Source organism: Sphingosinicella sp. YJ22 (genome assembly GCF_011320075.1).
GTDB lineage: Bacteria > Pseudomonadota > Alphaproteobacteria > Sphingomonadales > Sphingomonadaceae > Allosphingosinicella.
The window spans coordinates 1-16,356 of record NZ_JAANPA010000037.1; the positions used below are offsets into that span (position 1 = coordinate 1).

18 protein-coding genes are annotated in these 16,356 nt (G+C 68.3%); 10 read left to right on the forward strand and 8 right to left on the reverse strand.

Going from position 1 to position 16,356, the window contains the following annotated elements; translation table 11 throughout:
* Positions 1-1,034 (reverse strand): M56 family metallopeptidase (locus G7B71_RS12475; RefSeq protein ID WP_166041363.1); only part of this gene is annotated, 1,034 nt, incomplete at its 3' end.
* The gene (locus G7B71_RS12480; protein ID WP_166041364.1) at positions 1,031-1,420 is read right to left on the reverse strand and encodes a BlaI/MecI/CopY family transcriptional regulator; all 390 of its coding nucleotides are present in this window, start codon (positions 1,418-1,420) and stop codon (positions 1,031-1,033) included. The genes G7B71_RS12480 and G7B71_RS12475, both read right to left, overlap by 4 nt.
* Before the next feature lie 189 nt (positions 1,421-1,609).
* Here G7B71_RS12480 and G7B71_RS12485 point away from each other — a divergent pair, with 189 nt between their 5' ends.
* Positions 1,610-3,385 (forward strand): sensor domain-containing diguanylate cyclase, encoded by a 1,776-nt coding sequence (locus G7B71_RS12485; protein ID WP_166041366.1) that lies wholly within the window; start codon positions 1,610-1,612, stop codon positions 3,383-3,385.
* A gap of 12 nt (positions 3,386-3,397) precedes the next feature.
* On the opposite strand, the gene G7B71_RS12490 is transcribed toward G7B71_RS12485, so the two are convergent.
* The 4 genes from G7B71_RS12490 to G7B71_RS12505 all read right to left on the reverse strand — a co-directional run bounded on the left by G7B71_RS12490 (position 3,398) and on the right by G7B71_RS12505 (position 6,512).
* On the reverse strand, positions 3,398-4,441 hold the full coding sequence (locus tag G7B71_RS12490; RefSeq protein ID WP_166041368.1) for an AI-2E family transporter: 1,044 nt from the start codon (positions 4,439-4,441) through the stop codon (positions 3,398-3,400).
* Positions 4,442-4,516: 75 nt separating this feature from the next.
* The gene (locus G7B71_RS12495) at positions 4,517-5,536 is read right to left on the reverse strand and encodes a UDP-glucuronic acid decarboxylase family protein (protein WP_166041370.1); all 1,020 of its coding nucleotides are present in this window, start codon (positions 5,534-5,536) and stop codon (positions 4,517-4,519) included.
* Between the two features lie 86 nt (positions 5,537-5,622).
* On the reverse strand, positions 5,623-6,075 hold the full coding sequence (locus tag G7B71_RS12500; RefSeq protein ID WP_166041372.1) for a hypothetical protein: 453 nt from the start codon (positions 6,073-6,075) through the stop codon (positions 5,623-5,625).
* Entirely contained in the window at positions 6,072-6,512 is a 441-nt protein-coding gene (locus tag G7B71_RS12505) for a hypothetical protein (RefSeq protein WP_166041374.1), read from the reverse strand. Before G7B71_RS12505 ends, G7B71_RS12500 begins: the two co-directional genes overlap by 4 nt.
* 350 nt (positions 6,513-6,862) lie before the next feature.
* Between G7B71_RS12505 and G7B71_RS12510 the strand changes: the two genes are divergently transcribed.
* The gene (locus tag G7B71_RS12510) at positions 6,863-7,573 is read left to right on the forward strand and encodes a LuxR C-terminal-related transcriptional regulator (RefSeq protein ID WP_166041376.1); all 711 of its coding nucleotides are present in this window, start codon (positions 6,863-6,865) and stop codon (positions 7,571-7,573) included.
* A gap of 10 nt (positions 7,574-7,583) precedes the next feature.
* Here G7B71_RS12510 and G7B71_RS12515 read toward each other — a convergent pair whose 3' ends face one another.
* The gene (locus tag G7B71_RS12515) at positions 7,584-7,988 is read right to left on the reverse strand and encodes a PilZ domain-containing protein (protein ID WP_166041378.1); all 405 of its coding nucleotides are present in this window, start codon (positions 7,986-7,988) and stop codon (positions 7,584-7,586) included.
* A 157-nt stretch (positions 7,989-8,145) separates the two neighbouring features.
* Here G7B71_RS12515 and typA point away from each other — a divergent pair, with 157 nt between their 5' ends.
* From typA to ligD, 5 genes are all read left to right on the forward strand, one after another.
* The gene (gene typA, locus G7B71_RS12520) at positions 8,146-9,981 is read left to right on the forward strand and encodes a translational GTPase TypA (protein WP_166041380.1); all 1,836 of its coding nucleotides are present in this window, start codon (positions 8,146-8,148) and stop codon (positions 9,979-9,981) included.
* Positions 9,982-10,048: 67 nt separating this feature from the next.
* Positions 10,049-10,408 (forward strand): tetratricopeptide repeat protein, encoded by a 360-nt coding sequence (locus G7B71_RS12525; RefSeq protein WP_166041382.1) that lies wholly within the window; start codon positions 10,049-10,051, stop codon positions 10,406-10,408.
* A 178-nt stretch (positions 10,409-10,586) separates the two neighbouring features.
* A complete protein-coding gene (locus G7B71_RS12530; RefSeq protein ID WP_166041385.1) occupies positions 10,587-11,255 on the forward strand; it encodes a hypothetical protein in 669 nt (222 codons plus the stop codon).
* 62 nt (positions 11,256-11,317) lie between these two features.
* A complete protein-coding gene (locus G7B71_RS12535) occupies positions 11,318-12,343 on the forward strand; it encodes an ATP-dependent DNA ligase (protein ID WP_166041387.1) in 1,026 nt (341 codons plus the stop codon).
* On the forward strand, positions 12,340-13,224 hold the full coding sequence (gene ligD, locus G7B71_RS12540) for a non-homologous end-joining DNA ligase (protein WP_166041389.1): 885 nt from the start codon (positions 12,340-12,342) through the stop codon (positions 13,222-13,224). The genes G7B71_RS12535 and ligD overlap by 4 nt, the downstream gene beginning before the upstream one ends.
* Here the strand turns inward: ligD and G7B71_RS12545 are convergent.
* A complete protein-coding gene (locus G7B71_RS12545) occupies positions 13,212-13,625 on the reverse strand; it encodes an EVE domain-containing protein (protein WP_166041391.1) in 414 nt (137 codons plus the stop codon). The two genes, ligD and G7B71_RS12545, sit on opposite strands and share 13 nt — an antisense overlap.
* A gap of 45 nt (positions 13,626-13,670) precedes the next feature.
* On the opposite strand from G7B71_RS12545, the gene G7B71_RS12550 reads away from it, so the two are divergent.
* From G7B71_RS12550 to G7B71_RS12560, 3 genes are all read left to right on the forward strand, one after another.
* Positions 13,671-14,192, forward strand: coding sequence for a hypothetical protein (locus tag G7B71_RS12550; RefSeq protein ID WP_166041393.1), 522 nt, complete (start codon positions 13,671-13,673; stop codon positions 14,190-14,192).
* A gap of 313 nt (positions 14,193-14,505) precedes the next feature.
* On the forward strand, positions 14,506-15,075 hold the full coding sequence (locus tag G7B71_RS12555) for a cell wall hydrolase (RefSeq protein WP_166041395.1): 570 nt from the start codon (positions 14,506-14,508) through the stop codon (positions 15,073-15,075).
* Positions 15,076-15,288: 213 nt separating this feature from the next.
* Positions 15,289-16,356, forward strand: coding sequence for a glycosyltransferase family 4 protein (locus tag G7B71_RS12560; protein WP_166041397.1), 1,068 nt, complete (start codon positions 15,289-15,291; stop codon positions 16,354-16,356).

A 16,356-nucleotide genomic window follows, 5' to 3' on the forward strand; every position in this document is an offset into this window, starting at 1 on the left:
ACCGCCACGGGTGCCGCTGGAGCGGCCGGAGCCTGGGGCGCGACCGGGGTGAAGGCGGCGAGCGGGGCGGCGACGACGAGCGCGACCGCGGCGCATCCGCCGGCCCAGGCAACCCGCGCCGGGCTGCGCGGTGCCGCCTGGTCGAGGATTCGGCGCACGCGGATGCTCAGCGATCCCTTGCCCGGCGCGACGCCGTTGGCGGCGAGAAGCATTCCGCTGCCCTCGTGGCGGGCGCAGCCGACCAGAAGCGCTGCATAATCGGTGTTCGGAACGTCGGCGCGAAGCACCGCGTCGTCGGCCGCTTCCTCGCGCAATTGGTGGCCGCGCCGCGCCAGCATCCACACCAGCGGGTTGAACCAGAACAGCGCGGTGGTGATTCGCGCGACCAGTAGGTTAAGCCAGTCGAGCCGAGCGACATGGGCGAGCTCGTGGGCGATGATCGCCTCGGCGTCGCCGGGCGACTCGACCGCATCCTCGCTGAGCAGGATGACCGGGCGCAGCACGCCCCAGCTCACCGGTGACGCGAGTTCCTCGCTGACCAGCAATGCTGTGCCGTGCTTGAACCCCATGCGCCGCTGGGCGTGGGCGAGCGCGCTGAGCCAGCCCGGCTGGACGATCACGCTGGACCGGCCGCGCAGGGCGAACAGGCGAAGGATGGCGACCAGGGTCACGAGCAGCATCAGGGCGGCGGGGAGGCCATAGGCGAGGAGCAGGCTGGCATCGCCGCTCCACCAGGCTTGCGCGGCGGGCTCGGCGGCGGCCGCGGCCGGGACGGGCTGCGCCATCTGTACGAGCGCTGGAGCCGCGGCGATCGGCGCGGCTTCCTCGGCCGCAAGCAGCGGCACTTCGAGCGTCGGCCCGGCGAGCACCACCAGCGGCACGAGCAGCACCGCCGCCATGCCGAAATGGGCGACGCAGGCGCGCTCGGCGGCCGAGCGGGTGCGCAGCAAGGCGAGCAGCGCGAGCGCGGCGCCGCTCGCCACCAGCGATTTCCACGCGATCTCGATGAAAAGGACGGTCCAGCTCTCGGTCATTTGCGCTGCCCCCCTGGTGCCTTGGTGCGTGCTTCCGCGATCAGGCGCTCGAGCTCGTCGAGCTCCTTGTCGTCCATCTCGTCGCTCATTCCGAGCAGCGCGCTCGCCGCACCGGCCGCGGAGCCGCCGAAGAACACCCGGACGACCTGGCTGAGCGCCGATTGCTTGGCCTTGGATTCCGCGACCGCAGGCGCATAGACGAAGCCGCGCTCAGTCTGGCGCCGCCGAACGAAGCCTTTGGCCTTGAGCCGGGTCAGCATCGCCCGCACTGCCGAGGCGCTGAGCGCGTCGGGGAGCGCGTCGATCACGTCGCCGACCGTCGCCTCGCCGCGCAAGTAGAGGATGTCCACGATCTGCCGCTCGCGCGGCGGTAGGTTGTTCAGCATCGAATCACCTCGCTACATCTGTAGCGTGCGCTACATTTGTAGCACGTGCAAGTGGTTTCTGAACGCAACGTTTTCCGGGAGGTGTTTTAGCTCAAGAATACGGCTTGGCAAAGGGCGCGCACGCGTATCATCCAAACGTCCGCGCCGTCGACAAAAGCTTAACCTGCCGAGGCTATTAGCAGTTGGAAGATGCTTTCCTCGTCACATCCGTTGACCCGGCCGTTCCTCATCGGTCTGATTTATTTCGTCGTCGCCGCGGCGACGATCGCGACCACGCGCTTCGGCGGCGGCGTCGCCTGGATCTGGGTCGCCAACGCCTTCCTGGTTGCCGAGCTGCAGCTGCGCCCGCGCCGGGAGTGGCGAAGCAGCCTGATCGCCTGCGGCATCGCCAGCTTCGTCGCGACCGCAACCCTGGGGACCGGCATCGCCGCGGCCCTTCCGTTCATGCTGATCAACCTGGGCGAATCGGTTGTCGGCGCGCTGCTGCTGCGACGCCTCAGCCCGAGCCCGCGCCCGCTCGAGACACTCGGCGGGGTCTTCGCCTTCATCTTCAGCGTCGGAATCGTCGCTCCACTGGTCACGGCCCCGCTGGGCGGCGCGACGGTCGCGCTGACCGTGCCAGGCGTCGACTTCGCCGCCAACTGCCTGCGGTGGTTTGTCGGCCATGCGCTCGGCGCGCTCGCCTTCACGCCGTTGTTCGTGTTCGTCCTGGGCGGCGACCTAAGGCGCTGGATCCGGAGCCTGACGGCCGCCAGCGCAACCGAGGCGGTGCTGATCCTGACCGGCGTTCTCGCCACATCCGTCGTCGTCTTCTCCCAGAACCGGCTGCCGCTGCTGTTCCTGCCGACGCTCCCGCTGATCGTGGCGCTGTTCCGAATCGGCGCGTTCGGCGGCACGCTCAGCGTCGTCATCATCGCCGCCGCCGGGGTCATTTCGACCGGGCAGGGCGCGACGCCGATGCACTTCATCGACGGCACCCCCGGTGACCGCCTCCAGTTCCTGCAATTCTATGTCGCGGTGCTGGTGATGATCTCGCTTCCGGTCGCCGCCGACCTCAGCCAGCGCACCGCGCTCCTCGGTCGCCTGCGCGAGAGCGAAGGGCGCTACCGACTGCTCGCCGAACATTCCTCCGACATCGTGATCAACCTCGACGTCGAGGGCCGCATGCGCTTCGTCTCCAAATCGGTGGAGACGCTCGCGGGCTACATTCCCGACGAGATGCTCGGGCAGAAAGCGAGCGAGTTCGTCTTTCCCGCCGATCGCGGCCTCGTCGTCGGCGCCCATGCTTCTGCGTTCAGCGCGCCCGGCCAGGTTCACATCATCGAGCACCGAGTGGTCGCCGCCGACGGATCGGTGACGTGGGTGGAAGCGAGCATCCAGGCGATCGTCGACGAGGCCGGGCAGCCGCACGGGCTGGTCAGCGCACTGCGCGACGTCAGCCACCGCCGGGGACGCGAGCAGGAGCTGGTCCGTCAGGCCGAGACCGACCCGCTCACCGGTCTGCTCAACCGCCGCGGCTTCTTCAGCGGCGTCGATGCGGTCCTGCGCAGCCATGGCGACGCGCCGCGCGCCTGCTTCGCCTTGTTCGACATCGACCATTTCAAGAAGGTCAACGACTCCCACGGCCATTCCGCCGGCGACCATGTGCTGGAGGAATTCGCGCGCATCGCGCGGCTGGTGGTGCGCGACGACGACCTGGTTGGCCGGCTCGGCGGCGAGGAGTTCGGAATCTTCCTTAAGGGCGCGAGCTTCGACCATGCGGTGATGGTCTGCGACCGGCTGCGCACGACGCTGGCGAGCCAGCTGATCCGCTCGCCGGACGGCCAGGCGATCTGGGTCACGGTCAGCGCGGGCGTCGTTCCGGTCGAGCCCAAGATGTCGCGCGAGAAGCTCTACCGCCGGGCCGACGAGGCGCTCTACCGGGCCAAGGCCGCCGGGCGGAACCAGATCGGCCTCGCCGCCTGAGCGCGCGGCGGCTCAGCTCCCGTTGTTCTCGCCCGGGATGTGGGTCGGCGTGTCGAGCGCGTCGATCACGTAGAGGCGCTTGACCAGCACGTAGAGGACCACCGTCAAGGGCTCGGCGAGAATCACTCCGAGCGCGCCGAATATTAGGCCGAGCGCGACCAGCGAGAAGAGCAGGAGGGCGGGGGGCAGCTCCACCGCGCGCTTCTGGACCAGCGGGGTGATGATGTTGCCCTCGATCTGCTGGATGACCAGGTAGAGAAGGACGACCCACAGGGCCATGGTCGGGCTGGTCGCCAAGGCGAGCAGCACCGCCGGAATCGCGGCGACGATCGGGCCGACGAAGGGGACAAAATCCAAGATTCCGGCGGTGATGCCGAGGGTGAGCGCGGCAGGCATGCCAAGCGCCCACAGGCCGAGGCCGGTGAGCAGGCCGACGAGCAGCATCGAGGTCAGCCGGCCGAGCAGCCACAGCCGCAACGCCCCGTAGCAATCGTCCAGCGCTTCGGTGAGCCTCGGGCGCGCCGCCTCGGGCAGCAGCTTGGCGATGCCGCGTCGGTAGAGGGTGGGGTCTGCGGCCAGATAGATGCCGCCGAAGATGACCAGCAGCGTGTCGACGATCGCGTTGGAGAACGAGACGAGGAAGCGGGTCATGCTCGACAACACGCCTTGGCCGCCGCTGCCGACCGACTGCAGCCACTGGCGCAGCGGCTCGGCAAAGCCGTAGCCCTCCAGCCGCTGGAGCACACCCTGCCAGGCGGATGGAATCGATTGGCGCAGAGTCTCCCACTGGCGCGCGATTTCCTGCCCGAATAGGACGAAGGCGAGCGCGAAGACGCCGGCGACCAGCGCCACCGCGACCAGCAAGGCGAGCTTGTCGGGCAGGCCGAGCCGTTCCTTGAACGGCCGCGCGATGATGCGCAGGATGACCGCCAGCAGGATCGCGCCGAAGACGAGGATCAGCAACCCGCGCATGAACCACAGCAGCAACGCCAAGCCGATAATCCCAATGGCGATGAGCAGGGTCTCGATGATCTCCCGGCGATGGCTGGACGGCATGGGCGCTCCCGCACAATTGAACAGTTCCGCCCGCGTAACGCTCAAATCCCGATCTTGAGCCGCGGCGGATCGACGCTAGCCGGCGGGCTGGCGCCGAGTCGCCAAGTCGAGGATGGCCGCGTCCCGCGGGTGATCGAGGTCGGCGAGCCGCTTGCGGAAATAGGCGATGGTCCGCCCGAGGCCGTGGTCGAGATCGACCTTCGGCTGCCAGTGAAGCAATTCGCGGGCGAGCGCGATGTCAGGCTGGCGCTGGCGGGGGTCGTCCGGCGGCAGAGGCGCATGAAGCAGGGGGCTCGCCGATTCGGCGTGGCTCACCACTTTCTCCGCGAGCTCGCCCATGGTGACCTCGTTGGGATTGCCGAGATTGACCGGCCCGGTGAACCCGGGGGGAGTGGCCATGAGGCGGACCAGCCCGTCGATCAGGTCGTCGACGTAGCAAAAGCTCCGGCTCTGCGCTCCGTCCCCGTAGATCGTGATTGCAACGCCGGTGAGCGCCGCGACGATGAAATTCGACACCACTCGGCCGTCGGCGTGGTGCATGCGCGGTCCGTAGGTGTTGAAGATTCGCGCGACCTTGATGTCGAGGCCGTGCTGGCGGTGATAGTCGAAGAACAGGGTCTCGGCGCAGCGCTTGCCTTCGTCATAACAGGAGCGAAGACCGATCGGGTTGACGTTGCCCCAATAATCCTCGCGCTGCGGATGGACCTGGGGGTCGCCGTAAATCTCGCTGGTCGAGGCCTGGAGGATTCGGCAGCCGAGCCGCTTGGCCAGCCCCAGCATGTTGATCGCGCCGATGACGCTGGTCTTGGTCGTCTGGACCGGGTCGTGCTGGTAATGGATCGGCGAGGCCGGACAGGCGAGATTGTAGATCTCGTCCACTTCCACCGAGAGCGGGAAGGTGATGTCGTGGCGCATGAACTCGAAGCGGGGGTCGCCGGCGAGATGCTCGATGTTGCGCTTGGTGCCGGTGAACAAGTTGTCGACGCACAGCACCTCATGGCCGTCGGCGAGCAGGCGGTCGCACAGATGCGAGCCGAGGAAGCCCGCGCCGCCGGTGACCAGGATGCGCTTGCGGCTGTCGTAGAGCCTGGTCATCGACACCCTTCCCCAACATTCCCCCCAGGGACGTGGTGGGCGGTGGCGCAGCAGCCGTCAACTGCGCGCGGGCCGGCTGTTCGCCTCTAGCGGCGGCGCGGTGCCAGCAGCAGCCGCATGCTCGCGCCGACCAGGAGGGCCGCCACGAGCAGAGCGGGAAGCGGCTTTTCCTCGACCTCGTCGGGAATGGCGGGGGCGCTCGCCGTGGCGCGCCGGCCGCGCCAGCGTCGCGGCATCCTTCCGACCAGCGCTCGGCTCCACGAGAAGAAGCGGTCCTGGGTGGCGGGCAGCTGCGCCCGCTTCTTGGTCTCGCCGATCGCGACCGGAAGCAGGCCGGTGAAGTCGGCGGGCAGGGAATGGCTGTGGCGGTTGCCGGGCTTCCACGCCACTGCGTGGCCCTCCGGGACATCCTGCCAGGCGCCCCTGCCGGTGCGGATGAGGTCGGCGCGGCAATGGCTGCAGCGGCCGAAGAAGAAGCCCGAATTGTAGACGAGGGTCTCGGCGCGGGCGTGGCCGGAAATCCAGCACTTGAGCTTCATGCCGCAAGCATCCCGTCGTCCGGCGCGGCGGCCTGGCCGCGCAAGTCGGCAAGCTCGCGCACCAGCGGGTCGGCGGCGTCGCGCGCCACCCGCGGGCTCCAGATCTCGAAGCTGCCGCCGACTCCGACGACCAGAGCGGCGCGCTTGATCATCGCCTTGCGGCGAAGCAGCGGCGGCAGGACGATGCCGCCGTCGTCGGCGACGCTCGCCTGCTCGACGAAGCCGAACACGCGGCGCAGGCGCGAATGGTGATCGGCAGCGGTGCGGCCGGCGGCCTCATCGCTGATCCGGCGCCGCTCGATCTCCGCGAACAGGGCGCGGTGATAGCTTTCGTCATAAGCGTGGAGGCAGGAGTCGCGCTCATGGACTCCAAAGCAGATCGTGCGCGCCGAACCGCGCCGATCAAGCACACCGGTAACGAAAGCGGGGAGGATCATGCGCCCGTCTTGATCGACGGAAGTCATCGCCCTGCCGCCAAACAGGAACTGCTCGTACATTATGTTTGCCCAGTGATGGAGCGCCCGACCGAGGCCGCTCCGCCGCCCTATGAACTGGTGAAAATATGGTTAACGGCGGCCAAGGATTAGATCGGGATTCTACTGGCCGTAATAATGCTGCCAACCGCGCCGGCCATCCAGACCGCGAGCGCCACCAGGATGGCCGCCGTGCCGCCCGCGGCGATCATAACGGACATCAACAGTATTTTTCGCAGGTTGTGGATAAGTATTTTATCCCGGACATCTGCGGTCGCGGCTCCGGTGTAGTGGGGCCGGGCGGGGAGTTGCGTATGTCCCACCATCGCAGAGTCTATATCGTCGGCGGCGACAGCGACGACCGCAAGGTGCTCGTCGCCCATCTTGCAGCTATCGGCGCCGAAGCCTGGCCGCTGGGCAGCGGCGCCGAATTGATCGCGATCGTCGATCGGCTGGCGCCCGGCTGCGTGTTGCTCGATTTCACCAGCTGCCTTCCGGCGATGAGCACGCTCGACGCGCTCGCGACCCGCGCGCCGGGCTGGCCGGTCATCGGTCTCGGCCATGCCGGAAGCCTCGCCATCGCCGTCGACGCGATGAAGCGCGGCGCCGCCGATTTCCTGTGCAAGCCGGCGACCCGGGCCCAGCTCGCCGCCGCGCTCGCGCCGCTGTGGGGCAAGCTCCAGCGCGCGATCGAAGCGGACCAATCGCGCCAGTTCGCCCGGGACCGGGTCACCAGGCTCACCACCCGCGAATTCGACGTGCTGCTGGCGCTGGTCGCGGGCAAGGCCAACAAATGCGCGGCTCACCAGCTCGGCATCAGCGTGCGCACCGTCGAGATGCATCGCGCGCGCATCATGGCCAAGCTCGGCGTGCGCAGCCTGTCCGAGGCGACGTTGCTGATGGCCGGCGCCGGCCTCGACTTGTCGGGCGTGCTAAACGTTCAGCCGGGACCGGGGCGGGCGCCTGGCGTGGCCCCCCTGGTGCAGCGTTCGCGCAACCCCGGACTGCGGGTCGTCGCGTCCTGACGGATGCGGATCAGGGCGCCTGATTGCGCCACCAATCCTCCGCCGCCTTCGACGCGGCGCGCTGGACGTCGTCGCCGGTGATGCGGTGGAGCTCCAGCACCACGTCCATCGCCAGGGGCTCGTCGAACTGGAGGCCGTAATGCGTGCCGTCGGTCCACACGATTCGGCAGAATTGGTCGATATGCGCGCCCTGGAGCACGCCTTCCTTGCCGACCTGCAGCGGCTGGCCGCACTGGATCAGCGCGCCGGTGCAGGACAGGTTCTTGATCGCGATACGGTAGGTGCCGGTCAGCGACTGGAAGGTGCCTTCGACGACCACGCGGCGCCGCGGGCTGCGCACGCGGTTGGGGTGCAGCGGTTCCGACCGGTCGTTCGGCGAGTCTGGGCGTTGGATCTTGAAGCTGACCACGGACATTCCTCCGCTGCCGGGATAGCGGGACGAGGTTAACGGTGCGCTAAGCTGCCGAGACCATTGCCGCCGGGCGGAATCCGCGTCCGCTCTTGTTGCGGCGCAGCATCATTGTTATGTGGCGCGCCCGCAACCTGCGCCCCTCCAATCGAGTTATATCCGCATGAGCCTCCGCAACGTGGCGATCATCGCCCACGTCGATCACGGCAAGACGACCCTTGTCGACCAGCTGTTCCGGCAGTCCGGAACCTTCCGCGACAACCAGCGCGTGGAGGAAAGGGCGATGGATTCCAACGACCTGGAGAAAGAGCGCGGGATCACCATCCTGGCCAAGTGCACCAGCGTCGAGTGGACCCCGCCGAGCGGCGGCGAATCCGTGCGGATCAATATCGTCGACACGCCGGGCCACGCCGACTTCGGCGCCGAGGTGGAGCGCATCCTGAGCATGGTCGACGGCGTGATCCTGCTGGTCGACGCCGCGGAAGGCCCGATGCCGCAGACCAAGTTCGTGACGGGCAAGGCGCTCGGGCTGGGCTTGAAGCCGATCGTCGTGGTGAACAAGATCGACCGCCCCGACGCGCGCGCCGCGGAAGTGTTGGACGAATGTTTCGAGCTTTTCCTCAGCCTCGACGCCAATGACGAGCAACTCGATTTCCCGGTCCTCTACGCGTCGGGCCGCAACGGCTATGCCGGCCTCACCGACGACGTCCGCTCCGGCGACCTCATTCCGCTGTTCGAGAAGATCGTCGAGCACGTCCCGGCGCCGGGCCTCCCGGTCGACGGCCCGTTCAAGATGCTCGCGACGCTTCTCGACCGCGACAACTTCCTCGGCCGGATCCTCACCGGCCGCATCGAGAGCGGCAAGCTCGACATCAACATGCCGATCAAGGCGCTGGACGTCGACGGCAACGAGGTCGAGGCGGGCCGAGCCACCAAGGTGTTCGCGTTCCGCGGCCTCGAGCGGGTTCCGGTCGAGAGCGCCCAGGCGGGGGACATCGTCGCCATCGCCGGGCTCACCAAGGCGACGGTGTCCAACACCATCGCCGAGCCGGGCATGACCCAGCCGATCCGAGCGCGGCCGATCGACCCGCCGACCCTGGCGATGAGCTTCGGCGTGAACGACAGCCCTTATGCCGGCAAGGACGGCGACAAGGTGCAGAGCCGAGTCATCCGCGACCGCCTCGAAAAGGAAGCGGAAACCAACGTCGCCATCCGGGTGACCGTCAGCCCGACCAGCGACGCCTATGAGGTCGCCGGCCGCGGCGAGCTGCAGCTCGGCGTGCTCATCGAGACGATGCGCCGCGAAGGCTTCGAGCTTTCCATCTCGCGGCCGCGAGTGCTGTTTCGCGACGGCCCCAATGGCCGCGAGGAGCCGTATGAGACGGTCGTCATCGACGTCGACGACGAGCATTCGGGAACGGTCGTCGAGAAGATGAGCCTCCGCAAGGCCGAGATGACCGACATGCGCCCGTCGGGCGGAGGCAAGACCCGCCTCACCTTCAGCGCGCCGTCGCGCGGCCTGATCGGCTATCATGGCGAGTTCCTGTCCGACACGCGCGGCACCGGCATCATGAACCGGCTGTTCGAGAAATACGGCCCCTACAAGGGCCCGATCTCGGGCCGCCAGAACGGCGTCCTGATCTCGATGGAGCAGGGCGAGGCGGTCGCCTATGCGCTCAACGCTCTGGAGGAGCGCGGCGTGATGTTCATCTCGCCCGGCGACAAGCTCTACGAGGGCATGGTGATCGGCGAGAACGCCAAGCCGCAGGACCTCGAGGTCAACCCGCTGAAGTCCAAGCAGCTCACCAACTTCCGCGCGTCGGGCAAGGACGAGGGCATCCGCCTGACCCCGCCGCGGCGGATGACCCTGGAGCAGGCGATCGCCTACATCCAGGACGACGAGCTGGTCGAGGTGACCCCGAAGGTGGTTCGGATCAGGAAGCGCTTCCTCGATCCGCATGAGCGCAAGCGGCAGAGCCGGAAGGCCGAGGCGGCCTGAGCGCACGCTGCGCTTTCCAGCGCGGCGGGAGCGTGTAGGGTTCGCGCTCGACGTTAGGGGGGCAGGCATGAAGTCGGCAATTGGCAAGTGCAGGCTCGCCTGCGCGGGTGCGATCCTGGCGGTGCTCGGGTCGCCAGCGGCCGCTCCTGCTCAACCCTCACCGGCGGCTGTGAACGCTACCGAGGCGGAACGTGTGGAACGCGTCGCGGCTTTCGAGCGGAACGGGCAGTCCAGCGACCCCGCCTATCTCGACGCGCTTGGAAGTCTCGCCCTGCTCTACGTCAACCAGGGCCGCTATTCGGACGCAGTTCCGGTGCTTCGCCAAGCGCTCGCTGCAAGCGAGCGCATCAACGGCGCCGAGCACGACCTGACTCAGCAAATCCGGGTCACACTGACGCTGGCTGAGCGCTTCGCAAACCCACGCTGACCGCTTCGGCCGCGTGGCCGCCAAGTCTTTCCAATCCGGCACGTTCCGCGGGCGCGTCTTGGGTCGGACTTTGCTCCGATCCGGATTCGATTGAGCCGCACCGCGGCCGTTGAAGGCCTATTGATCCGAACCTCAGCGGCGACGTCCTGTGTCGCGCGCAGCTGCGGGGGAGGGGCCGATGGTGGCGAAGATCGGGTTCGGAATCGGCGGGCTGGCGGGGCTGTGCCTGCTGGGCGGCTGCGCGGCGCTGCCGCTCGTCGGCATGGGGCTGAGCGCCGCGAGCTACGCCTATGGCGCGATGAACGTGGTCCACCTCACCAGCGGCGGCAGCGTCGGGATCGGCTTCGGTTCGGCGAGCGAACGGGAGACGGTGCCGCCCACTCCCCTGCGTGTGGCGCAAAGGCTGGCGATCTGGCCGGGCGGAACGCGCGAGGTGCGCCTTGCCGAGCGTCTTCAGGGCAACGGCCGAACGGTGGTGTCGCCGGTCGAGGTCGGCCGAATCCTTGGCGCGTCGAACCTGCCGGCCAGCCTCGGCCAGTTGACCGAGGGCGAGCAGGCCGCCGCCTTCCGCCAGGTCTGCCGCGGCGCGCGCGCCGATCTCGTCCTCGCTGCGCTCGACGAAGGGTCGTCCGAACGGCACGGCCTGCTGTCGCTCAACCGGGCCGGCACGCGCACCACCACCCGCCTGCTGGCGTTCGACTGCGCCGCGGAGGCAATCGTGTGGCGGGACACCATGTTCGCGACCATCGAGATGGGCCGCGCCACGCCGAACGAGGGCGAGGTGGCGCAGGCACTGGGCCAGGCCTGGGCCGATCGGATCCTGACGGCGCAGGCCTCCCGGAGCTGACGTCCTTCGAGGCTGGCAGTTGCGCGCCGGGAACGCCGCCCCCGGCACCACGTTTCGCGGCCATGGCTTTCGCCGGTCTCCCCGTCCGCCCGCCGCTGCCGCCGATGGAGGCGAAGCCGGTCGAGGCGCTGCCGGAGGGCGAGGGCTGGCGGTTCGAGCCGAAATGGGATGGGTTTCGAGTGCTGGCGTTTCGCGACGGGGAGGAGGTCGAGCTTCAGTCGAAGGGGCTGAAGCCGCTCGGGCGCTATTTCCCGGAGCTGGTCGAATTGGTCCGCGGGCTTCCCGGCGACCGCTTCGTGATCGACGGCGAGATGGTGATCGTGTCGGGCGGTAATCTGTCGTTCGACGCGCTTCAGATGCGGCTTCATCCGGCGGCGAGCCGGGTCGCTCGGCTGGCGCGGGAGACCCCGGCGCGGATCCTGCTGTTCGATTGCCTCGCGATGGACGGCGAGAGCCTGCTCGACTCGCCGCTCGCCCGGAGGCGGGAGGTGCTGGAGGGGTTTCATTCGCGGGTGGGGAGCGGCGACCTGATGCTGTCGCCCTTCACCGAGGACCGCGAGACTGCGCAGGGCTGGCTCAAGGGCGCGGGCTCGGCGCTCGACGGGGTGATCGCCAAGCGGGCGGAGGACCCGTACCGGCCGGGCGAGCGGGCGATGCTTAAGGTCAAATGCCTGCGCAGCGCGGACTGCGTGGTCGGCGGATTCCGCTATGCCAAGGGCAAGCGCGAGGTCGGGTCGCTGCTGCTCGGCCTCTACGACGAGGCGGGGCTGCTCAACCATGTCGGCTTCACCTCCAACATGCCGGACCGGGCGGAACTGACGAAGAGGCTGGAGGCCTTGGTCGAACCGCCCGGCTTCACCGGCGCGGCGCCGGGCGGGCCGAGCCGCTGGTCGACCGAGCGGTCGGGCGAGTGGCATCCGCTCCGGCCCGAGCTCGTCGCCGAGGTGCGCTTCGACCAGGTCACCGGGCGCCGCTTCCGACACGGCACCTCGTTCCTGCGCTGGCGGCCGGACAAGGCGCCGGAGCAATGCCGGATGGAGCAGCTCGCGCCGGCGGCGCCGCTTTCGATGCTGGAGGAGATGGCATGAGCGACGCGCGCGACCTTCTCGGCGTCCGCCTGAGCAGCCCCGACAAGGTGCTGTGGGCGGAGCAGGGAGTCACCAAGAGCGAGCTGGCCGATTATTACCTCGCCGTCGCGGACCGAATTCTGCCGCACATCGCGCGGCGGCCGATCACCCTGGTGCGCTGCCCGACGGGGGCGGAGAAGAAATGCTTCTACCAGCGCCATGCGGGCTCGGGCGTGCTGCCGCAATTGAAGGAGGTGACGATCCCCGGCTTCGACGAGCCTTACCTCTATATCGACGACGAGGCCGGGCTGGTCGCGGTGGTGCAGATGGGCACGCTCGAGCTTCACCCGTGGGGCGTGACCGTCGAACGGCCGGACCGGCCGGACCGGATCATCTTCGACCTCGACCCCGCCGAGGGGCTCGGCTTCGACTCGGTGGTCGCGGCGGCGCTCGACGTGCGCGACCGGCTCGATGCGCTGGGCCTTCGGAGCTTCGCCAAGACCACCGGCGGCAAGGGCCTCCACGTCGTCGTGCCGATCCTCCCCGACGCGGAATGGCGCGAGGCCAAGACGTTCGCCAAGGGGCTCGCCGAGCGCATGTCGGAGGAGCGGCCCGACCTCTACCTCGCGCGAATCTCAAAGGCCGAGCGCGAGGGCCGCATCTTCATCGACTATCTGCGCAACGACCCGACCTCGACCGCGGTCGGCCCTTATTCCACGCGCGCACGCGCGGGGGCTCCCGTGTCGCTGCCGATCGAATGGGAAGAGGTGGCGCCGGGGCTCGACCCCAAGGCGTTCAACCTGCGCACCGTGCCGGGCCTGATTGCGAAGAAACCCGATCCCTGGGCCGAGATGTTCGACGTCCGCCAGTCACTGGGACCGGCCGCCGCTCAGCTGGCCTGAGCCATCTCCTGGATGAGCGTCCATTCGCTGCCGCGGATCGGGGCGATGGAGAGGCGGGACTGGCGGATGAGCTCGATGTCGGCGAGGCGTGGCTCGGCCTTGATCTCGGCGAGGGTGACGGGGCGCGGCAGCTTTTCGACCGGCTCGACCCGGACCGAGACCCAGCGCTCGCCGGGCTTCGCCTTCGGGTCCGGCTGCGCCTCGCGCGTGATCTCCATGATTCCGACCACCGCCTTGTCGCTGACGCTGTGGTAGAGGAAGGCGCGGTCGCCGGCCTTCATCGCCTTGAGGTTGAGGGTCGCGGCGTTGTTGCGCACGCCGTCCCATTCGGTGCCGCCGTCGCGGACGAGGTCGTCCCAGCTATACGCCTCGGGTTCGGATTTCATCAGCCAGTAAGCCATGGCCGGCCTCTAGCCGCTGGGCGCCGCCCGTTCTAGATGATCTCCATGGCCCTTCGTTTCGCACCTGCTCTCGTCCCGCTGCTCCTCGCGGGATGCGGCGAGCCGCAAGACCGCAACGCCTCCTACGGCTCGACGACGCCGCGCTACGAGCGGGCGCCGGAGGACGGCAATCTGCTTGCGGGCAACGTGACGCCGGTTCGCGTCGGCGAGCTCGGGCCGAATTTCTCCGCGTGCAATTCGATCGGCGAAGTGCGCGAGCGCGCGGTCGACGGGGCGATCCAGGTGCGGGCGGCGCCGTTCGAGCCGGCCGGGCAGACCGGGCGGCTGCCGTCCGGCTCCACCTTCTTCATCTGCAGCCGCTCGCTCGACCAGCGCTGGCTCGGGGTCGTCTATGACCGCTCGGGCCAGGCGAGCCGCGCCTGCGGCGTGTCCGCGCCGGTGCCGGCGCGAAGAGATTATGAAGGACCGTGCGATTCGGGCTGGGTTCCCAGCGCCCAGGTCAGGCTTGTCGCGCCGGTGGATTCAAGCACCGGCGAGATGAGCCAGAATATCGGCGAGTTGAAATAACTTAGCCGTCGAAGGCAAAAGGTTCCTCAACTCATCGCACGCCTCGGCTCGACTCAACGAGTCTCTCACTAACCCCTGTTGTAATTACGAGGTCCGATCGGCATTTGCCCTCTCGCAGATAGCGAAGAGCGGGCAGCGCCGAGTGGGACCGAAGGGGTCCGGCGCTACCCTTGGATCGAGCCGAACGCGAATCCCGCAAGCCAAAAGGCGCGGGCGGCGGCTCATGGGCAACAACAGGACGGGTTGAGCCGAAAGAGCGCGTTTCGCGCCGTGGCCCCCCTTGTGCCTGGCAAGTTTGGGAAGCTCAAATCAGATGAATCGTATAGTCCGTGGCGCGGGCATCGCCGCCGCTTTGCTTTTTTCCGGCGGAATCACCGCTGCGCCGCTTCAGGCGAACGTCATTCCGGCCGCCGTTCAGGCCGGCACCCAGATGGTTCCGACCCTCGCCGACACGATGCGCAGCCGCCCGCTCGACGAGCAGGTCTTCGCCTATGAGCGCGTCGAGACCGACAACCAGGAACAGGATTGCCTGGCCAGCGCCGTCTATTTCGAGGCGCGTGGGGAATCGCTCGAGGGCCAGCTCGCGGTCGCCGAGGTCGTCATGAACCGCGCCGCTTCGGGGCGCTACCCGTCGACCCTGTGCGGCGTCGTCGAGCAGCCCTGGCAATTCTCGTTCGTCAACGCGACCGGCCGAATCCCGAACGCCAACCGCGATTCCGCCGCATGGCGCCGCGCCGTGGCGATCGCCCGAATCGCCCAGGACGGGGTCAGCGACCGGCTGACCGAGGACTGCCTGTGGTATCACGCCGATTATGTCTCGCCGAGCTGGGGCCGCCGCCTCAACCGCGTCACCAAGATCGGCCTGCACATCTTCTATCGTTAAATCCTTTTGCGGACGCGGTTGCCGGGCCGGCAGGTGATTCCACCTGCCTCGCAACCGCTCTCGGAGCTTCCAGCGAGGGAGAGGGGCAGCGCCCGCCGGATTCGTCCGGCGGGCGCTTTCGTTTCGTCGCGTTCGGGGAACCATGGCCGCGGCGCCCCCATTGATGCGCGGGACCCGCGATTTCCGCGCGGCCCGCATCAAGGAGCCGTGTCGTTGCGTATCGCCCAGATTGCCCCGCTTGCCGAGGCGGTTCCTCCGCGCCTTTATGGCGGCACCGAACGCGTGGTGTCGTGGCTGACCGAGGCGCTCGTCGACCTCGGCCATGATGTCACCTTGTTCGCCAGCGGCGATTCGACGACTTCGGCACGGCTGGTGCCCTGCGTCGAGCGCGGGCTGCGGCTCGCCGGCATCAACGATCATGTCGCCTCCACGCTGGCGATGCTCGATCGGGTGCAGCGCAGCGCCGACCGCTTCGACATCCTCCATTTCCACGTCGACATGCTGCATTTCCCGATGTTCCGGGAGCGTGCGGGCCGGTGCCTGACGACCTTGCACGGCCGCCAGGACATGCCGGATTTCTGGCCTGCCTACCGAACCTTCCCGGAGATGAAGCTGGTGTCGATCTCCGACGCGCAGCGCGCGCCCATCGCCGACGCCAATTTCATCGGAACGGTCTATCATGGGCTGCCCGAAAGCCAGATCGCCCCCGGCGACGGCGCGGGCGGCTATCTCGCCTTCATCGGCCGCATATCGCCGGAAAAGCGGCCGGACCGGGCGATCGAGATCGCGCGACAGGCCGGCATGAGGCTCAAGATCGCGGCGAAGATCGACCGCGCCGACACGGACTATTTCCGGGATGTGATCGAGCCGCTGCTCGGCGACCCGACGATCGAGTTCGTCGGCGAGATCGGCGATGCGGACAAGCCCCGCTTCCTCGGCGATGCCGCGGCCATGCTCTTTCCGGTCGACTGGCCGGAACCGTTCGGGCTGGTGATGATCGAGGCGATGGCGGCAGCGACGCCGGTCATCGCCTGGCGCAACGGCTCGACTCCGGAAGTGATCGACCATGGCCGCTCGGGCTGGCTGGTGTCGTCCATCGACGAGGCGGTGGCGGCGGCAAAAGCGGTTCGCGCTCTTCCGCGCGCGGGCGTTCGCGACTGCTTCGAGGAACGGTTCACCGCCAAACGTATGGCCCGCGACTATCTGCGCATCTATGAGGGTCTTGCCGCGCCTGCCGGCCGCCAGATGTCGGGTGCCAGGCCGATCACTCTCGTCGCCTGA

What these genes read in the sequence shown, in the direction of transcription:
- G7B71_RS12550 (WP_166041393.1), top strand. Translation starts at nt 13,671, where the DNA reads ATGGCCCTTCGTTTCGCACCTGCTCTCGTCCCGCTGCTCCTCGCGGGA.
- G7B71_RS12530 (WP_166041385.1), top strand. Translation starts at nt 10,587, where the DNA reads ATGGTGGCGAAGATCGGGTTCGGAATCGGCGGGCTGGCGGGGCTGTGC.
- G7B71_RS12505 (WP_166041374.1), bottom strand. Translation starts at nt 6,512, where the DNA reads ATGATCCTCCCCGCTTTCGTTACCGGTGTGCTTGATCGGCGCGGTTCG.
- G7B71_RS12490 (WP_166041368.1), bottom strand. Translation starts at nt 4,441, where the DNA reads ATGCCGTCCAGCCATCGCCGGGAGATCATCGAGACCCTGCTCATCGCC.
- G7B71_RS12495 (WP_166041370.1), bottom strand. Translation starts at nt 5,536, where the DNA reads ATGACCAGGCTCTACGACAGCCGCAAGCGCATCCTGGTCACCGGCGGC.
- G7B71_RS12480 (WP_166041364.1), bottom strand. Translation starts at nt 1,420, where the DNA reads ATGCTGAACAACCTACCGCCGCGCGAGCGGCAGATCGTGGACATCCTC.
- G7B71_RS12525 (WP_166041382.1), top strand. Translation starts at nt 10,049, where the DNA reads ATGAAGTCGGCAATTGGCAAGTGCAGGCTCGCCTGCGCGGGTGCGATC.
- G7B71_RS12535 (WP_166041387.1), top strand. Translation starts at nt 11,318, where the DNA reads ATGGCTTTCGCCGGTCTCCCCGTCCGCCCGCCGCTGCCGCCGATGGAG.
- G7B71_RS12485 (WP_166041366.1), top strand. Translation starts at nt 1,610, where the DNA reads ATGCTTTCCTCGTCACATCCGTTGACCCGGCCGTTCCTCATCGGTCTG.
- G7B71_RS12555 (WP_166041395.1), top strand. Translation starts at nt 14,506, where the DNA reads ATGAATCGTATAGTCCGTGGCGCGGGCATCGCCGCCGCTTTGCTTTTT.
- G7B71_RS12510 (WP_166041376.1), top strand. Translation starts at nt 6,863, where the DNA reads ATGTCCCACCATCGCAGAGTCTATATCGTCGGCGGCGACAGCGACGAC.
- G7B71_RS12545 (WP_166041391.1), bottom strand. Translation starts at nt 13,625, where the DNA reads ATGGCTTACTGGCTGATGAAATCCGAACCCGAGGCGTATAGCTGGGAC.
- typA (WP_166041380.1), top strand. Translation starts at nt 8,146, where the DNA reads ATGAGCCTCCGCAACGTGGCGATCATCGCCCACGTCGATCACGGCAAG.
- ligD (WP_166041389.1), top strand. Translation starts at nt 12,340, where the DNA reads ATGAGCGACGCGCGCGACCTTCTCGGCGTCCGCCTGAGCAGCCCCGAC.
- G7B71_RS12515 (WP_166041378.1), bottom strand. Translation starts at nt 7,988, where the DNA reads ATGTCCGTGGTCAGCTTCAAGATCCAACGCCCAGACTCGCCGAACGAC.
- G7B71_RS12500 (WP_166041372.1), bottom strand. Translation starts at nt 6,075, where the DNA reads ATGAAGCTCAAGTGCTGGATTTCCGGCCACGCCCGCGCCGAGACCCTC.